This window comes from Diaphorobacter caeni (assembly GCF_015354245.1).
Taxonomy (GTDB): Bacteria; Pseudomonadota; Gammaproteobacteria; order Burkholderiales; family Burkholderiaceae_C; genus Diaphorobacter_A; species Diaphorobacter_A caeni.
The window spans coordinates 41,991-58,089 of sequence record NZ_JADKYZ010000007.1; the positions used below are offsets into that span (position 1 = coordinate 41,991).

Genomic DNA, 16,099 nt, shown 5'->3' on the forward strand with positions numbered 1-16,099 from the left:
GTCCGCAATGGAATTCAAATACCAGTACTACGGCACGACCAGCGTCAGCGACACGGCAGCCTCCCAATCGTTCTCTTTCGCGCCCGATCTGCTCAGGCCGCCCACGCGTTTTGACGGTACCTTGAAGCGCGACGGCCTCGCCTATCTGCAGGTGCGCGAGGGGCTTTCGGCGCTGCACGACGTGGTGGTGAGCGACATGCGCACGCGCGGCCGCGACAAGTCTGCCTACCGCCAATGGCTGGCCGAGCACGAGTCCCAACTGCTTGCGGGCTTCATGGCTGACACCGGAAAGGCCGAGGAGCGCGCCAAGGAAATCCGCGCCGAACTCAAGACGATCTACGCGAGCAAGTCCAAGGCGCTCGCCCCGTTCTACAAGGCGCAGAAGCAGTACTTCGACTGGCTGTACCAGAACAACCGTGACCTCTGGTATGTGCTCGACCCGGTGATCACCGTGCACCCTGACCGGCTGCTGTTCGAAGCGTTCAGCCAGGACGAATCGAGCTACTGCTCGGTCAGCATCCAGCACGCGGCGTTCGAGCATGCGGGCGAGATGCAGTGCGGCACGACCAACATCGACTACTCCGCGAGCCTCTACGAAGAGTTCCAGAAGATCCGCAACTACAAGGACACGCGGCTGCAGCTCGATCCCTCGGGATTCGATGTGCAGACCGGCGACGATCCTGGCCTGCGCGAAGAAAAGATCGACCTGCCCGACAGCTGGCTGCGTGGTTTTCTGCAGGTCTCCAGCGCGATGGCGCTGCCCGCGACGGTGATCGATCTGCATGCGATGGATCTCTTCAACATCTGCGCGCAACTGCGCGGCCAGCGCGAGAAGCATGGTCCGCGCTCGATGCGCTTCGAGCTGCGCCCGAACGCCGCACCGGTCATCGTGTTCGAGCCGTGGGAAAAGCGCCTGGTCACCAAGCGCTCGCAAGTCGTGGGCGAGCCGCTCACATACGGCAAGACGATCCGCATGTGGGGACGGCGCAGGCTGCTCACGCTCGAGCGTCTGATTTCTCAGGCCACGCGTGTGCGCGTGCATCTGCTGGGCACGGGCATGCCGAGCTTCTGGGTGATCGACATGGGGCTGGTCACCGTCACGCTCGGCCTGTCGGGCTGGAGTGCGAACGACTGGGCCGCGAGTGCGCGCTTTCATCTGCTCGCGCCGCAGGCCGATGTGAAGGATGCGGACATCAAGGCCGTGGGCGACAACCTGCAATCCCGCTGGCAGGCCACGGCGCAGGAGCTCGCGACGGCGACTGGCCTGTCGAGTGCGCAGGTGCACACCGCGATGACCAGCTGGATGCACGCGGGCCGCGCGGTCTACGACCTTTCTGCCGAGCGCTATGCATGGCGCGAGCTGCTGCGCGAGCCGCTCACCGCCGACCAGGTGCTGGTGCCCGCATCGCCCGAGGAAGAGGCCGCGCTCGCGCTGATCCGCGAGCACAAGGTGCCGATGCCGTCGCTCGACTATGCCGAGGGCCATACCCGCATCCGCGGAAAGATCGCGCGCGGCAATGACGCCAAGCGCTATTTTGAAACCCAGCTGGAACTGAACGCCGACGAGCAGATGACCGACGCGACCTGCACCTGCAATCACTTTCAGCAGCACAGGCTTTATCAGGGCCCTTGTCAGCACATCGTCGCGCTGCGCCTGATGGCCCAGCCCGAGCTCGACGCGAATCGCACGCACGCCAAGCATGCGGCGCAAACGGCCAGCGACAAGACGACCACGAGCCAGGGAGAAACCGCGTGAGGATGAACATCGATTTTTTCACCCCTTTTTCTTTGGTTTCCACTAAACTCTTTTCTTCCGGAGCAACGCGCAGGCTCTTGCAATCCGGGCGGTGTTTCGCCGCCCTTGTGAACTGCCGTTTCATGCACCACGGGCGCCGTTTTCACTGTGCCACCCCAGCGACGGTAGTGCATTTCCTGAGTGGCTTGCCACAAGCGAAACTGCACTACCGTCGCGGGGTGGCGTCGAGCGAACAGCTCCCGTCCCGTGAGCCTTGCAGGCTCTTCGACGAGATGCACGTTGCTCCGGATTTTTCTTTTTCTTTTTCTTCTTCCTCTTTTGTCTTTGCTGCACGAAGCCTTGCGGCCTCGGGTGGTTGGTCGTGCGGGGGCGACAAGACAGCCCCTGATACTTTGTTGCGCGGACTTGCCGTACCGGAGTACTGTCTGCGTCCGCGGCGCCGCGTCTCAGGGGCTGTTTTGTCGTTGTGGCGCTCGGTTCGTTCGCTCGCTTCGCTCCGAAGGCCCGCTGGCGAAGTCCGAATTCATTCATTTGCTTTGGTTGGAGGTGTTGCATGAGCAATCCTCAACCTACGCGTGCGGAAATCTACGAGCGCATTGCGCAGTCGAGCAAGCAGGAAGTCATCCTGGAGGAAATGCAGCGGCTGGGGTTCTGGAGCAAGGACTCGGGCCAGCCGCAGTTGGCCGAGGAGCTGATCCGGCGCGAGGGCGAGCTGCAGCGCGAGTTGTCCGAGCTGCACAAGCAACTCGCGGTGCGCCGCGATCCCGAGCGGGCGCTGCGCGAGATGCGCAAGCAGCGCATGAAGGATGCGCGCGACAAGCGCGAGGTGACCAAGCGCGCGCAGGCGCAGCAGCGTTACGAGAAGGCGCTCGCGTGGCATGACAAGCGTGCCACGCATGTGGGTTATCTGGGTCCGGGCGTTTCGGCTTCGCTTCAGGCTGTGGAGCCGCCCACGTCGCAAGACAAGAAAGCAGGGCGGACACGCGACCGTGCGGTGCCTGATCTGGCGCGGCTTGCGGTCAACGGCCTGCCTGCGCTGACGAGCGCCGCGCAGCTCGCGCAGTCCATGGGCGTGAGTGTGGCGGAGTTGCGGTTCCTGAGTTTTCACCGCGAGGTGGCGCGCTCGCACCATTACCACTCGTTCACGTTGCCCAAGAAGACCGGCGGCGAGCGCCTGATCTCCGCGCCGATGCCGCGTTTGAAGCGTGCGCAGTATTGGGTGCTCGACAACGTGCTCGCGAAGATGCCCGCGCACGATGCGGCGCACGGTTTTCTCGCCGGGCGCTCGATCATCAGCAACGCCAAACCGCATGCGGGGCAGGACGTGGTGATCAATCTCGACGTGAAGGATTTTTTCCCAAGCATCGCCTTTGGCCGCATCAAGGGCGTGTTCCGCCAGCTCGGCTACGGCGAGAAGATCGCCACCGTGTTCGCGCTGCTGTGCAGCGAAAACCGCGCGCAGGCTTGGCAGGTGGATGGCGAGAAACTGTTTGTCGGCGGCAAGGCGCGCGAGCGTGTATTGCCACAGGGCGCGCCGACCAGCCCCATGCTCACCAACCTGCTGTGCCGCCGCATGGACCGCCGACTGCAGGGCCTCGCAGCACAGCTCGGTTTTGTCTACACGCGCTACGCCGACGACCTCACGTTCTCCGCATCCGGCGAAGCCGCAAGCAACAACGTCGGCCGCCTGCTCGGGAGAGTGCGCTGGATCTTGCGCGACGAAGGATTCACGCCGCATCCCGACAAGGAACGCGTGATGCGCAAGGGCCGCAGGCAGGAGGTGACCGGCCTGGTCGTCAACGGCGACGCGCCCAGCGTCTCCCGCGAAACCCGCAGACGCCTGCGCGCCGCACTGCACCGCGCATCCCAGCCCGACGCCGCAGCCAGGCCCGCGCATTGGCAGGGCCATGCGGCGCAACTGTCGCAACTACTCGGCCTCGCCACCTTCGTGCACCAGATCGACGCCAAGCAGGGCAAGCCATTGCTGGCGAGCGCACAGCAACTCATGCGCAACCCCATCGACCGCGCCAATGAAGCCCTGCTGGCCGCCAGCCGCGCCGACCGTGCAACGACCAACGCCGGAGACTTCCGCCGTCTCTCCGCCGCTGGCCAGCCCCCCGTGCGCGCCGACGGAAAAGCCTGGTGGCAACCCACCGAGCCCAACGCGCCGGTTCTGGAAAAAACCGACCAGCAACGCCGCGAAGACCGCAAGGCCGCCCGCCAACCCGCGCAGCCGCAATCGCAAGCGCAAACCGGCGGCAACGCCAACGGAACCGCACGCCCGTCGCAATCAGGAAACCGTCAGCAGAGCAGCTCACAGACCACGCAGCAGTCCGATTCGCCCAAGGAACGCGGCACCCGCAACATGATGGTCTACTGGGCCCAGATCGCCATCACCTTCTTCCTCGGCTCGATCCTGCACAACCGCCTGATCACCATCTTCGCCATGGTCGCCGTGATCGCGCTGTACTACATGCGCAAGCAGCGTTGGGATGTGTTCATGGGGATTCTGGTAGTGGCTACGCTGCTGGGGTATCTTGTGCGTGGTGTGGGGTGAGCGTTCGGGGATTGCGTGAACGCGGGAGAGTTCGCGCTGGTTTCAGGCTCGCATCCATTGATGGCGGTGGTTGGCCAGAAGCAGTCATTTCGTCACTGGCCTTTGACTGCTCATAACAAGCTCCAATCTCGACATTTTTAGGTTTGCCTGTCGTTTGAATTGAGTTGGGCTACTTCGCAAAGTGTGGGCACCAGTTATGTGGACGAATCTGTTAGATGAGCCGATGAAGATTCTCGGGCCGTATGAGGGCAAACCGCCGTCGCTCGACACGTTTGCACCGCACGCCTATAGCGTGATGCTGGATGGCGTTTCAATTGAAGGGCAGTTCCTGCAGTTGCCGTCCAATGTTCCCTCCTCTTGGCAAGCATGGGATAAGCCAAGGGCTTACGCTGCTTTTCATTTTTCTAGCATACGAAATTTTGAAGCAAGAGGCCTTCTTGCTGCAGGTCCGGAGGACGATTCGCTTCATGGTCGCATTGTTGGAGCTCCAGCGGATGCCCGACTAATCTGTCTTTCGGAGCCATTCATTCGTTCAGAGACTGGAGAAGTTCTCAAATATTGGAAGAAATTTGAACTCCGTCAATCGGCCTTCTCGCTTGCTATCGAGTTTGGAAACGTCTCCATTGTTTGTGGCCAGCGGGCGCTCACACGTTTGGTCTAACCCGTCATCGCAGCGAACCGGCTGCGCCGGCCGGTCCGTGCGTTAACTTAGGCATTGGTAGTTTGGATGCCTGCTCAGAGTCGAGAACCGACGTTCCCCATGATGGATGTCGATGTAAATATCAAGCGCCGATCAATGGGCGACATGAATCTTTGCTGATATCGATCGGCCGCCCAGCGCCTGATGAAACGGCACAAGAGATCCCCGCTCCCTCACGAAGTAGAGGGAGCAACAGGCACGAGCGAAGCGAAGTGCCGTGAACACCTCTTTCCTAACTGATTTCCGGCGGTTGTCCGAGCGGAGTGACGAAGGAACGCAGCGAGTTCTGCCGGAGGTATTCAAAGCGCATTTTTGGTGACTTTTTGGGCAAGACCAAAAAGTTACTGCCCCGCCGGGGGCAGTCCCGGCCTCCGCCGCCAAAAATCAGCAGAAGCCCAAAAAGAAAGAGGGCGTTCAATGAACACCCTAAATCAACAAACCAAATCACAAAACAGCAATAGCCGCCTGCTTCCAGGCCTGAGAAGCAGCCTCCTCATCCCCCCGACGCTCGGCCAACTCGGGCGCAGCCTGAGTGAACCGCTGCTGCGCCTTGCCCCACTGCCCAGCGACGCCTTTGCCGACCGCATGATCGTCGCGCCGCATGCAAGTAACGTTCGAACGCGATGGGATTCGCAGATAGCGCGCGGTCATGCACGGGGCTGCTCCAGCCGGGAGTGGAACGGCAGTCTGTCAATCGTCTTGATATGCTTGAGCGATGTACCCATCTTGTGATGATGCATTCAGGCGTAGGCTTTTTGTGGTCGGCAGCTTTGTCGAGGCTCACTGCTGGAGTGTGCCGCGCCTGCCGGGTGCCGACGAAAGCCAGCGGGCCAGCGCCTATGTGCGCGAATGCGCGGGCAAGGGGCTGGCGGTCGCGTTGGGTGCGCACCGGCTGGGTGCCACGGTGGATTTGCTGATGGCCGTTGGTCATGACGCTGCGGGCGACGCGGCACTGCAACTGCTTGAACGTGATGGGCTGCCGGCAGCCCATGTTCATCGCTTGGGAGCGCATTCTGCCCACGGCTGTGGCCTGCTGGGGGCAGATGGCGAAACCAGTGTCACGGTTTTCACCGGAGCCAATGACTTGTTGGGCGCGCAGCAATTGCAGCCGGTGATACCGTGCCTGCACCATGCTGCCGTGGCTTATGCGCAGTGCGAGGCGCCACTGGCGTTGGTGGCCGATGCGCTGCACGCGGCGCGACGTGCGGGTGTGCTCACCGTGCTCAATCCGTCGCCCTGGCCTGCAGAAGGCATGCGCAGCGCCGTGGGTGCGCAGGCGCTCGCAGCCGCCGACGTACTGGTCGTCAATCGCAGCGAAGCTTTGCCGTTGCTTTCCCGGTGGGTTGGTGAGCACCATGCCTGGACGCAGGAGGAGGGCATGTCTCCTGCGCTGGAGTCCTTGCCCGCTCTGGTGCTGCATGCCGTGTGGCGCCAATGGGCTGGACGCTGGTTGATCATCACGCTGGGGGCGCAGGGCTGCGTCGCCTATGGCCGTGATGACTCGGTGGTGATTCACCAGCCAAGCCATCCGGTGCGTTCGGTGCAGCCCATAGGCGCTGGCGACGCCTTCAGCGCGGGGCTGTGCACAGCCTTGGCGGAAGGCCAGTCCATGGCGAGTGCATTGGCACTGGCGAACGTCTGCGGCGCGCTCGCTGCCAGCCGCAATGGCATCTTGACTACGTTGCCACAACGTGTCGAAGTCGATGCCTTTGTCGCGCAAGAGCAACCTGTTCAAAACTGACAGAGTTTTGTTTTTGCTTCTATTTTAATAGCATGAAAATATTGTGAAATGGATGCGTAAGGCGCATTTCGCTGCATTCCCTCTTCATTTTTCTTGCACAAATCTGAAATCTTCAGACGGATGTTTATTTCTTTGGACTTTTTTATGGATTTTTATTTAGAATCCAAAAAGTCCAATAAATCTTAAAACGTAAGTTTGGACTCTTTCAAAAGAGCAGGCCTGAGCGTACTGCCCAGGTCGTGTCCAGAGACAAACACGAGGGAACATCCCATGAGCAAGCCTTATGCAGCTATTCACCCATCCATGTTGCATTCAGCGACCATTCGAGCGGGCTTGCTCGCGGGACTGATGCTGGCTGCGGGGCCCGCGGCCTATGCGCAGGCCACGGCGGCGGAGACTTATCGGGCGAGTGCGGGCCCTGTCGGCAGCATGGAGTTGGCACGCTGGTTGGATTTCGCCGGGCTGGATGTGGCCAAGGCGCAGGGTGCCTCGGGTCAGGACTTCGCGTTTGCCGTCACCTCGGACGCGGGCGTTCAGGCCACGCTGGCTTTGAATCTTTGGCGCCCCGGGATTCTTTATCCGTTCCCGCCGGGGCCTGGTAATTTGCTCGCATCCGCGTTGCCGGTGAAGCCGGTGGCTGCACCTTATCCCGACCCCCAATCCCATCGGGGATCGGCACTGGGCGCGGTGCTGTACAAGCCCGACACGGCGGCGCGTCGCCCGGCGCTGGTGAGTTCCACGGGGTCCATGTTGCTGAATCTGCGCCAGATCGTGCTGCGCAATTCGGCCGGGCACGCCCTGCAATTCAAGCTGGTGGCCGCCGATGCCGAAGAGACCGTGCCCGTGCCGCCGGGCGACTATAGCGAGCCCAGGAGCGAAACCCTGTCTTTTCAAACCGATGGCGGCAGTTGGGATGGTACAGAAGCTGTACAGATCACCCCGGTGCGAGGCGACAAGCCGGCCACGGTGCTCCGCAGTCCCGCGTTCGGAAATCTGGGCGACACCATCACACTGAGCAGTCGCCTGACTGCGCAGAATGATCCGGCGGCGCCCTTGGATGCAGCCGACTATCGCGCCAGTGCCTGGCTGCACCCAACGCTCAACCCCACTGCGATCCGTACCCAATTCTTCAACACTTCGACTAGCAATCAGGCAGCCGCTTTTGCCGTGATTCCGCTGATCCCCGAGGCGAGCGTGGCCTGCGCTGCTACAGAGCTGTTGCCGGGCCAAAGTGCCACTTGCACGGTGAGCGTTGTTCATCCCCCGCAGTCGGCCTATTCGCTGCCGCTCGTGCTCAGTGGCGACGGCGCACGTTTTGGCGGCTGCGCCAGCGTGGATTTCGCCGCGCTGCAAACATCCGCGACCTGCACGCTCACTCCTACCAGCGGCCCGGCCGCTGCGGTGGATGTGAGTGTGGGCGTGGATGCGGCGCAGCCCGGCTGGCTGGTGACGGGCCAGGCGGTGCGCGTGAGTGTTGCGGCCCAGGATGACGGCACTGGTGCGCCGGGAACAGGTGGCCCCGGTTCAGGTAACCCGGGCAACGGCACGCCGGGTGCCAGCGTACAGGCCGTTCCGGCGAACGCGGCCTGGGCATTGGCGTTGCTGGCTGCAGCGCTGGGGGCGCTGGGTTGGCGCCGTGCAGGACGCGCCGACTGAACCACATCAGTACTCACGAAGGGATGGATCGACTATGGCGTTTTCTCTGAAAAATGATCTGATCCGCATGGTCCGTATCGGCGTCTTCAGCGTATTGGCATTAGGCACATTGCCGGCTACTGCGGCGGTGAGTGCCACCGTGAAATCGGCGCTGCTTATCTTCTATGACCGCACCAACGGCGCCGGGTGGACGAATAACACGGGCTGGTCCAATCCGGATAGCGACCCGTGTGCTGATGGCTGGTTTGGCGTCTCCTGCCATCTCGATCAGGTGACCGAGGTGAGCCTTCCCGGCAACGGGCTGTCGGGCACGGTCAACCTGGCGTACATGCCGAACTTGAGTCGCCTCGATGTGTCCGACAACGCATTGACGGGGCTGACGCTCAGCAACCTGCCCCAGCTGCAATCTTTGCTGGCTGGCGATAACCAGCTGGCAGGCACGGTCAGCGTGGCGAACCTGCCGCGCCTGTCATTTCTCAGGCTCTCCGACAACCAGTTGACTGAGCTGAGCCTGACCCAGTTGCCGGCGCTGTCGCGCCTCGAGGTGAGAAACAACCGGATTTCCGCACTGGTGCTTGCCGACTTTCTCCAACTGATTGAAGTGCACGCGCCTGGCAATCCGTTGAGCCGCGTGGAGCTCTCGAACCTGCCCGAGCTGCTGGAGCTGGATATCTCAAACGGAGCCCTGCAGGGGCAACAGCCGCTGAATTTGAATCTTGCAGATCTGCCGAAGCTCCGCGAGGTGACGGCCGAGAATGCGGGCATTGTCAGCCTCGAAGTGACCCATCTGCCGGCGCTCGAGGACTTGGAGATCACGAATAACCGCTTGACTTTGTTGACGCTGAGCGATCTGGCGGCGCTGCGTCGCGTCGAGGCCGACAACAACCGCATTGCGGATCTGTCGCTGACGAATCTGCCATCACTGGAGCGTTTGAATGTGCTCAGCAACGCGCTGACGGCGTTGAACTTGGCGGATCTACCGAAGTTGGATCGGGTGCAAGCATCAGCCAATCGCATCGCCAGCATGGCGCTGGTCAATCTGCCCTTGCTGACCGAATTGGATGTGAGCTTCAACGCCCTGACCACCCTGAATCTGGCGGGCCTGCCGTCGCTGATCGACGTGCAGGCCATATTCAATCACATCACCAGCGCAGATCTCAGCGGCTTGCCTGATGGGCTGGACTATCTGAACCTGGCGGCCAATCGATTGCATGACGCGGCGCCCGTGCTGCGTGCCGCGCAGGCGGCGTCTCTGGGCGCAGGAAGCGGGGCCATGATCTGCCCGAATGCCGTATCCGAAGCCGCGACGCCCGGCGCGCAAAACGTCCTGTGGCAGCAGGCTGTCGGCGCGAACCCATGGGATAGCGGATGCAGCGCGCAATGGGCCACGGGCCGCACCTCGTACACCTTGCAAATCGATCCGCCTGGCACGGCCACGGCGCCAGGCCTTCCCCAGAGCCTGGCCATGGGCGACTGGGCCGCAGTCACGTTCAATGCGGCGCCAGGCCACGTGCTGAGCGCGCTGGATGCGCCCAGCCCCAGCCCCTGCGCCGTCCTTCCCATTGGTACGTCCATCAGCTTTTACAGCGTCCCGGTGATACTGGTGGCGACTGAGCCAGGTGGATGTACTATGACCGTCACAACGAAGTCCGTGGAGGATGCCATGCCGGCGCAGTGGCACGTGCCGATCACTGTCACGGTCAACGGCGGCGGCGGGCGTCATGCGCCTGTGGCGTCGCCGCTGGTTCATGGTCTGTACCAGCCCTTCGCCTACACATTCACTCCCGAGCCCGGCTACGCACTGCAATCGGTGACCGGCTGCGACGGCACACTGGCTGGCAACGTCTACACCGGCACAGCGATAGCTGCCTGTACGATTGAGGCGACATTCCAAGGCGCACCGTTGAACACGGGCCCTGCCACGCCCACACCAGTGCCTGGACTGGGGACCTGGGCCTTGGCATTGCTGGCTGCCTTGCTCAGCATGCTGAGCTGTCGCAAGATGGCCAAAGCTAGTTGAGAGCGTATTGACGATCTCCACACGGTCTTGCGGGCGCGGCCTCGGGTGGTCTACCGCGTTGCAAATCCTCGCAATGGCCCGAGCCATTGCTGCAGTTTGCGCCTTGCAGCCCATCCCGAACCACATCCTGCAAGCCTCGCGATGAGATCGTTAACATGCGCTGAGACAGGGCGGGCAACAAAGTGGCAGCAAGGATGAATTGACTGCGGCAGTGACAGCGCAGTCGTGGTTGTGGTCGTGGTCGCCGCTATCCTGCCAGGCGCACGCGGTACGCGTAGGCATCACCTCGGAAGGTGCCTTCGACGTACTCGATCAAACGCGATTGCGCGTCCAAGCTTTTACGTTTGATGAGCAAGCAGGGCATGGGCGCGTCAAAGCCGAACGCCTCCATTTCCTGTGCACTGCTCATGACCGCTTCGATGCTCTGCTCGGCATCTGCCATATGAATGCCGCAACGCTCGCGCAGCCAGGCGTAGATGGAGCCTTCGCCGCTCCACTCTTCGAGCTCGGGGGCCAGCGTGAGGTCGTACCACGCCAGCTCCAGCGACATCGGCGAGTCATTGCCCAGTCGCAGACGGCGCACATGCAACAGCGGCGCATGTGATGGGCGCCCGAAGATGCTCGCGATGGTGCGTTCATGCACCACCTGCAGTGCCATCAGTCGGGTGGAGGGGGTCATCCCCAACTCCTGCATCTCTTCGGTAAAACCTTTGAGGCGCGACATGACGGGGCTGACGCGCGGCATGCGTTTGACCACCGTCCCGCCGCGCCCTTGGCCGCTGGCGATCACATCCGCATCGCGCAGTGCGTCATAGGCCCGTTTGACCGTCGTGCGGCTGATCTTCAATGCATCCGCCAACTCTCGCTCGGACGGCAATTGGCTGCCTTCACTCAAACTGCCGTTGGCAATCAAGGCCTGTATTTGCTGCTGCAATTGCGCATAGAACGGCCCCGGCTGAAGCTCAGACAACTCGATGCGCTTCATGCTGGACGGCAGGGAGGAAGTGGATGTCTTCTCTGTGCTGGTGGTGTTGTGCTGGTTCACTGCGGCAGTACCTTGCTGGCCAAATGTTGAGCGCACAAGCTGACCGACCGACCGACCGACTTGCGCCGAGCAGTCGGTTCGGATGTTCCCGGTAACGGTATCGATGCGAGAAGCCAAAGCAGCGTCGGCACTATCGGCGCCTGTTCATGCGCATGAACTTCAAGCTGCCAGACGAGCAAGTGGGCCGGCAAATTCTACCCGGCGTTGGATAATAAAAAAGGGCGTTTGGAAAACGCCCTTTGCCCATCACAAAACAGCGATGGCCGCCTGCTTCCAGGCCTGAGAAGCAGCCTCCTCATCCCCCCGATGCTCGGCCAACTCGGCCAGGAACCGCCACGCACTCCCACGCAGCTTCTTGTCAGCCAACTTGGGCGCAGCCTGAGTGAACAGCTGCTGCGCCTTGCCCCACAGCTCACGGTGCAGGCAAGCCACTGCAGACAGATACTGCAAACGGGCATCACGTGGGTTGGCCTGTTGGGCGCTTTCGATGCGGGCGAGCCACTGCGCGTCGATGCCGCTCAGGTTGGCTTCGAGCACTTCGATCAGCTTGAACGCCTGATGCTGCGAGAGCGATTGGTTCGGGTCGACCATGCGCTCCCACACCGGCAGCAGCCAGTGGCGCACCTGGGCGGGGTCGCCGTCGAGCTGGGACAGGCGCTGGGCGGCGTGGATCGACAGCTCGGGCATGGCGCGCTCGTTCACGTCGAGCGACATCCAGGCGTTCTGCAACTGCGCGGGGTCGTGGGCGTCGTTGATCAGCTCGATGGCGAGGCTGCGCACGATGCTCTCGGCGGCGGCGGGGGAAAAGGCGCGGTGCTTGCCGAGCAGGCGTGCGGTGTCGAGCGCTTCTCCGGTGAGGTGCGCCATGCGCGAGGCTTTGAGCTTGGCGCGCAGGGCGAGCGTGCGGCGTGCGGCACCGGCGGACAAGGTCGCCATGCGGTCGAGCGCGGCGTTGGCGTCGCGCTCGTCGAGCGACCAGCGGGCGGCGCGCAGCTGTGCGCCTTCACGCAGTTCCTGTTCGGAGGTGGAGGCGTTGGGCGGGATCGAGTCGAGCGCCTGCTGCAGATGCGTCTCGCGCGTGGTGCGGTCCTGCAGCGCGTGCGAGCTTTCGGCGGCGACGATGTGGGCCAGCGTGCGCAGTTGTTTGCCATGCGGAATCGGCAGGGATTGCGACAGGTCGCTTTCCTGGGCGATGGAGGACTCCGCCGCCTTGCGCGCACGCAGAAAGCGGCCTGCGAGCAGTTGCGACATGGCGTCGAGCAGCGACGCGTGCATCGCGCGTTCCTTCTGCTGCAGACGCCAGCGGCGTGCGCGGCGCGGCAGGCGCAGCAGGGCGGCGGTGCCGCGCAGAGCGCCATACACGATCGCAAAGACGCTGCACAGAATCAGCAGCACCGCGTTGAGGGACAGGTCCACCCGGTAGGGCGGCCAGAACAGGGTCACCGTGCCTTGGTTGTTGCCTGCGAACAGGGCAACCGCCACGGCGACGCCAAACAGGGCCAGTAGCCAGAGAGCTGCGCGCATCGATCAGGGCCTTCCGTTCATCGTCATGTCGATCGCCGTCATCATCGGCCCGCCGCTGCGGTGGTCAGCGCTGCAAAGGTTTCGTCGAGGCGCGGCAGTTCCATGCCCTGCATGTTGTTCTGCAGCTCCGAGATGGTCTCGATGGCGCGGCGCGTGTAGCGCGAATCGGGTTCGAAATACTTGACCAGCGCGGTCTTGGCGTTGGCGAGGTCGAGACGCGCAGAATCAAGGCGGCGCGAGAGGATGCCCAGGCGCGCGTTCATCAGCGAGAGCTTGAGGTTCTCGCGCAGGAAATACGCCTGCTGGGGCGCGATCAGCACGGCGTCGGGCTGGTCGATGCGGCTCACGCGCACGAGGCCACGGGCTTCGGCGGCGATGGCTTCCCAGGTGGTGTTGAGCACGGCCTTCCAACGCGGCTCGTCGGCGTCGGGAGGCGTGGCGGCCGCTTCGGCGGCATTGCGTGAGCTGGCGTTGCGCTGGCGCATGGTCGAGGCCTGCACCACGGCGTTGAGCAGCGGGATCTCGTCGACCTGACGCGTGAGATCGTCCACGCGGCCGAGCAGACCGGAGGTGTCGGTCACGGCGGACTTGCCGATGCGCTCGAGGTCATGCGCGATGGCGCGCTGCACGGGCGTCAGGCGCGGCTGGGCGGCACGTTCGATGCGCTGGTCGGCGCTCTTGAGCGCGGCGATCACGGGCTCGAGGCTGCCGGTGAGCTGCGATTGCTGCAGCGCCAGACGCAGGCCGGATTCGATGTCGACCACCAGGTTCTCGTCGCGCGAGCGCGAGAGGCTCTGCATCAACTCCTCGAGCTGGGTGCGCTGCAGGGCGACCTCGCTCACGCGGGATTCGGCCACCGTGAGGCGGGCCGACGTGTCGCGCGCCACTTCGGAGGCCTCGCGCGCCATGGTGCGGGCCTCGATGGCCTGCGCGCCGGAGTCGGCGGTCTGGCGGGCGAGCTGTTCCTGGATGTTCGAGAGCTTTTGCCACAGCATGAAGCTGCTTGCGAGACCGGCAATCGCGACCGCGCCCACGATGCTGACCAGCAGCCGCGATCCGCCCGCTGCGGGGGCGTGGCCGGCGGCGGCTACAGGCGGCGCTGCTGCATACGCAGCGGCAGGAGCGGGAGCCGGGGCGGGCGCAGGCGCCGGGGCAGCGGGCGGCGCCCGATGCGCAGCGCCCGGTGCGTCCGGGGTGTCTTCGTGGATGGTGTGTTGGGGCTCGAGGCTCATACCAATGATTTTATAGACGCCGTCACGTCCTGCAGTGTAGGGCGGCACTCACTTACGTTGCCAAATCCTGCGGCGCGTGCCGCTTCGGAGATGCGCGGGTGCGTGACCAGCGCGCAAGCCTTGTCCCAGCTGGTTTGCGGCAACTCCCGCGCCAGATTCTGGATGGCCTCGGAACTGCTGAAAAACCACACTGTGCCGTCCAACGCCGCACGTGCAGCAAGGTCTTTGGCATCGGCATCGAGCCGCGAGCCCGTTCTTTCATAGGCCGCGACGAACTCCGTCTCGCCTCCGGCGGCTGCAATCTGCGCGGCCAGCCAGTCGCGGCCATTGCCGCCCTTGGTCTGCGCCGCGTTGGCTCCGCGCACGATCAGCACCCGCTTGCCGGGGCCGATCTGCGGGGCGACGGCGAGCCACAGGCTCTCCGAATCGAACTGGCTGGAATCAGGCGCGGGGCCGTCGATCAGCGATGCCGGCACACCCGCCTGCACCAAAGCGCGTGCGGTGCCGGGGCCGGGGGACCAGAAGCGGGGCAGGTGGTCGGGTTCAGTCAATGACAATGGCAATGACAAGCCCTCCGCCAGAAACTCGGCGGCCGCGTTGCCGCTGACGAACATCAGCGCATGAAAATTTTTCAGCCGGGCGCGTGCGTCGGTGAGCGCCGACTGCAGCGCCGGATCGCGCACGGCGGTGATGGACAGCAGCGGCAGAGCCACGGCGTCGATGTGCTGCGCCCGCAGCCGCTCCCCCCATCGCTCGGCTTCGGGCGACGGGCGGGTGATCAGAACGCGTGTCATGCCGGCGCGTCAGGAAGTCGTGCAGACCCTGGCGCCCGCAGCCTTGAGCTTGTCGGCCACGGCCACGCCGAGCGCGTCGGCGGAGGCGAGGTCGGTGATCTGGCTCGATTCGGCGCTGGCGCGGATCAGCACCTGCTGGCCTTCCACATCGCCCCAGGCCGCGTCGAGGCGCAGGGTGTTGCCCGTCCAGCGGCCATGCGCGGCCAGTGGCACCGAGCAGCTGCCGCCCATGGCGCGGCTCACGGCGCGCTCGGCGGTCACGGTCAGCCAGGTCTGCTGATGGGCGAGGGGGGCGAGCGCCTGCTGGAGGTCGTCTCGACCTTGGCGGATCTCGATGCCGAGCGCGCCCTGTCCGGCCGACGGCAGCATTTCCTCGGGCTCGAAGATGTGGCGGATGCGCGATTCCATGCCGAGGCGCTTGAGGCCTGCGGCGGCGAGCACGATGGCCGCGTACTGGCCTTCGTCGAGCTTGCGCAGGCGGGTGTCGAGGTTGCCGCGAAGCGGCTGGATATCGAGGTCCGGGCGCAGCGCCTGCAGCAGGGCCTGGCGGCGCAGGCTGGAGGTGCCGACCACAGCGCCCTGCGGCAGATCGGCGAGCTTTGCATATTGCGGGGAGACGAAGGCGTCGCGCGGATCTTCGCGCTCCATCACGCAGGCCAGTTCAAAGCCTGCGGGCAGCTCCATCGGCACGTCCTTGAGCGAATGCACGGCCAGATCGGCGCGGCCTTCCTCGAGCGCGAGTTCCAGTTCCTTCACGAACAGGCCCTTGCCGCCGACCTTGGAGAGCGTGCGGTCGAGGATCTGGTCGCCCTTGGTGGTCATGCCCAGCAGATGCGTGGCGTGGCCGCGGGATTCGAGCAGGGCCTTGACGTGCTCGGCCTGCCAGAGAGCGAGGCGGCTCTCGCGCGTCGCGATGACGAACTGGGTGGGCTGCGATGAATTTATTTTCATGACTTTCTGTTATTGGCGCTCCAGCGCCCTTCAACATTGCTGCGGGATGCTAGCATGTTGCGCTGCAGCAGGTTACAGCCGCCCCGTACCCATTTGGGGCGACGCGGTTTGATCTGTATCTAT

General features: G+C 63.7%; 13 protein-coding genes. 7 read left to right on the forward strand and 6 right to left on the reverse strand.

What is annotated here, in order from left to right:
• The first annotated feature begins 7 nt into the window (after positions 1 to 7).
• From ISG32_RS17395 to ISG32_RS17410, 4 genes are all read left to right on the forward strand, one after another.
• Entirely contained in the window at positions 8 to 1,756 is a 1,749-nt protein-coding gene (locus ISG32_RS17395; RefSeq protein ID WP_194772307.1) for an SWIM zinc finger family protein, read from the forward strand.
• Between the two features lie 2 nt (positions 1,757 to 1,758).
• Positions 1,759 to 2,313 (forward strand): hypothetical protein, encoded by a 555-nt coding sequence (locus tag ISG32_RS17400; RefSeq protein WP_194772308.1) that lies wholly within the window; start codon positions 1,759 to 1,761, stop codon positions 2,311 to 2,313.
• A complete protein-coding gene (locus ISG32_RS17405; RefSeq protein ID WP_194772309.1) occupies positions 2,310 to 4,313 on the forward strand; it encodes a reverse transcriptase family protein in 2,004 nt (667 codons plus the stop codon). The genes ISG32_RS17400 and ISG32_RS17405 overlap by 4 nt, the downstream gene beginning before the upstream one ends.
• Before the next feature lie 196 nt (positions 4,314 to 4,509).
• Positions 4,510 to 4,974, forward strand: coding sequence for a hypothetical protein (locus ISG32_RS17410; protein WP_194772310.1), 465 nt, complete (start codon positions 4,510 to 4,512; stop codon positions 4,972 to 4,974).
• Positions 4,975 to 5,457: 483 nt separating this feature from the next.
• On the opposite strand, the gene ISG32_RS17415 is transcribed toward ISG32_RS17410, so the two are convergent.
• Positions 5,458 to 5,664, reverse strand: coding sequence for a hypothetical protein (locus ISG32_RS17415; RefSeq protein WP_194772311.1), 207 nt, complete (start codon positions 5,662 to 5,664; stop codon positions 5,458 to 5,460).
• Positions 5,665 to 5,770: 106 nt separating this feature from the next.
• On the opposite strand from ISG32_RS17415, the gene ISG32_RS17420 reads away from it, so the two are divergent.
• From ISG32_RS17420 to ISG32_RS17430, 3 genes are all read left to right on the forward strand, one after another.
• Positions 5,771 to 6,754, forward strand: a complete 984-nt coding sequence (locus ISG32_RS17420) for a PfkB family carbohydrate kinase (RefSeq protein ID WP_194772312.1) — start codon at positions 5,771 to 5,773, stop codon at positions 6,752 to 6,754.
• Between the two features lie 270 nt (positions 6,755 to 7,024).
• A complete protein-coding gene (locus ISG32_RS17425) occupies positions 7,025 to 8,410 on the forward strand; it encodes a hypothetical protein (RefSeq protein ID WP_194772313.1) in 1,386 nt (461 codons plus the stop codon).
• Between the two features lie 34 nt (positions 8,411 to 8,444).
• Positions 8,445 to 10,430, forward strand: coding sequence for a leucine-rich repeat domain-containing protein (locus tag ISG32_RS17430; RefSeq protein ID WP_194772314.1), 1,986 nt, complete (start codon positions 8,445 to 8,447; stop codon positions 10,428 to 10,430).
• 247 nt (positions 10,431 to 10,677) lie between these two features.
• Here ISG32_RS17430 and ISG32_RS17435 read toward each other — a convergent pair whose 3' ends face one another.
• From ISG32_RS17435 to hemC, 5 genes are all read right to left on the reverse strand, one after another.
• Positions 10,678 to 11,475 (reverse strand): GntR family transcriptional regulator, encoded by a 798-nt coding sequence (locus ISG32_RS17435; RefSeq protein WP_323745952.1) that lies wholly within the window; start codon positions 11,473 to 11,475, stop codon positions 10,678 to 10,680.
• A 246-nt stretch (positions 11,476 to 11,721) separates the two neighbouring features.
• Entirely contained in the window at positions 11,722 to 12,999 is a 1,278-nt protein-coding gene (locus ISG32_RS17440; RefSeq protein WP_194772315.1) for a heme biosynthesis protein HemY, read from the reverse strand.
• A 41-nt stretch (positions 13,000 to 13,040) separates the two neighbouring features.
• Positions 13,041 to 14,231 carry a uroporphyrinogen-III C-methyltransferase gene (locus tag ISG32_RS17445; protein WP_194772316.1) on the reverse strand — a complete coding sequence of 397 codons (1,191 nt, stop codon included), beginning with the start codon at positions 14,229 to 14,231 and terminating at the stop codon, positions 13,041 to 13,043.
• A complete protein-coding gene (locus tag ISG32_RS17450) occupies positions 14,228 to 15,025 on the reverse strand; it encodes a uroporphyrinogen-III synthase (protein ID WP_194772317.1) in 798 nt (265 codons plus the stop codon). The genes ISG32_RS17445 and ISG32_RS17450 overlap by 4 nt, the downstream gene beginning before the upstream one ends.
• 9 nt (positions 15,026 to 15,034) lie before the next feature.
• Positions 15,035 to 15,976, reverse strand: coding sequence for a hydroxymethylbilane synthase (hemC, locus tag ISG32_RS17455; RefSeq protein WP_194772318.1), 942 nt, complete (start codon positions 15,974 to 15,976; stop codon positions 15,035 to 15,037).
• Between the last annotated feature and the right edge of the window lie 123 nt (positions 15,977 to 16,099).

Bases quoted from the DNA above. Each gene is read 5' to 3' on its own strand.
- ISG32_RS17400 (WP_194772308.1), top strand. From the start codon at position 1,759: ATGAACATCGATTTTTTCACCCCTTTTTCTTTGGTTTCCACTAAACTC.
- ISG32_RS17430 (WP_194772314.1), top strand. From the start codon at position 8,445: ATGGCGTTTTCTCTGAAAAATGATCTGATCCGCATGGTCCGTATCGGC.
- hemC (WP_194772318.1), bottom strand. From the start codon at position 15,976: ATGAAAATAAATTCATCGCAGCCCACCCAGTTCGTCATCGCGACGCGC.
- ISG32_RS17425 (WP_194772313.1), top strand. From the start codon at position 7,025: ATGAGCAAGCCTTATGCAGCTATTCACCCATCCATGTTGCATTCAGCG.
- ISG32_RS17405 (WP_194772309.1), top strand. From the start codon at position 2,310: ATGAGCAATCCTCAACCTACGCGTGCGGAAATCTACGAGCGCATTGCG.
- ISG32_RS17440 (WP_194772315.1), bottom strand. From the start codon at position 12,999: ATGCGCGCAGCTCTCTGGCTACTGGCCCTGTTTGGCGTCGCCGTGGCG.
- ISG32_RS17395 (WP_194772307.1), top strand. From the start codon at position 8: ATGGAATTCAAATACCAGTACTACGGCACGACCAGCGTCAGCGACACG.
- ISG32_RS17415 (WP_194772311.1), bottom strand. From the start codon at position 5,664: ATGACCGCGCGCTATCTGCGAATCCCATCGCGTTCGAACGTTACTTGC.
- ISG32_RS17445 (WP_194772316.1), bottom strand. From the start codon at position 14,231: ATGAGCCTCGAGCCCCAACACACCATCCACGAAGACACCCCGGACGCA.
- ISG32_RS17410 (WP_194772310.1), top strand. From the start codon at position 4,510: ATGTGGACGAATCTGTTAGATGAGCCGATGAAGATTCTCGGGCCGTAT.
- ISG32_RS17450 (WP_194772317.1), bottom strand. From the start codon at position 15,025: ATGACACGCGTTCTGATCACCCGCCCGTCGCCCGAAGCCGAGCGATGG.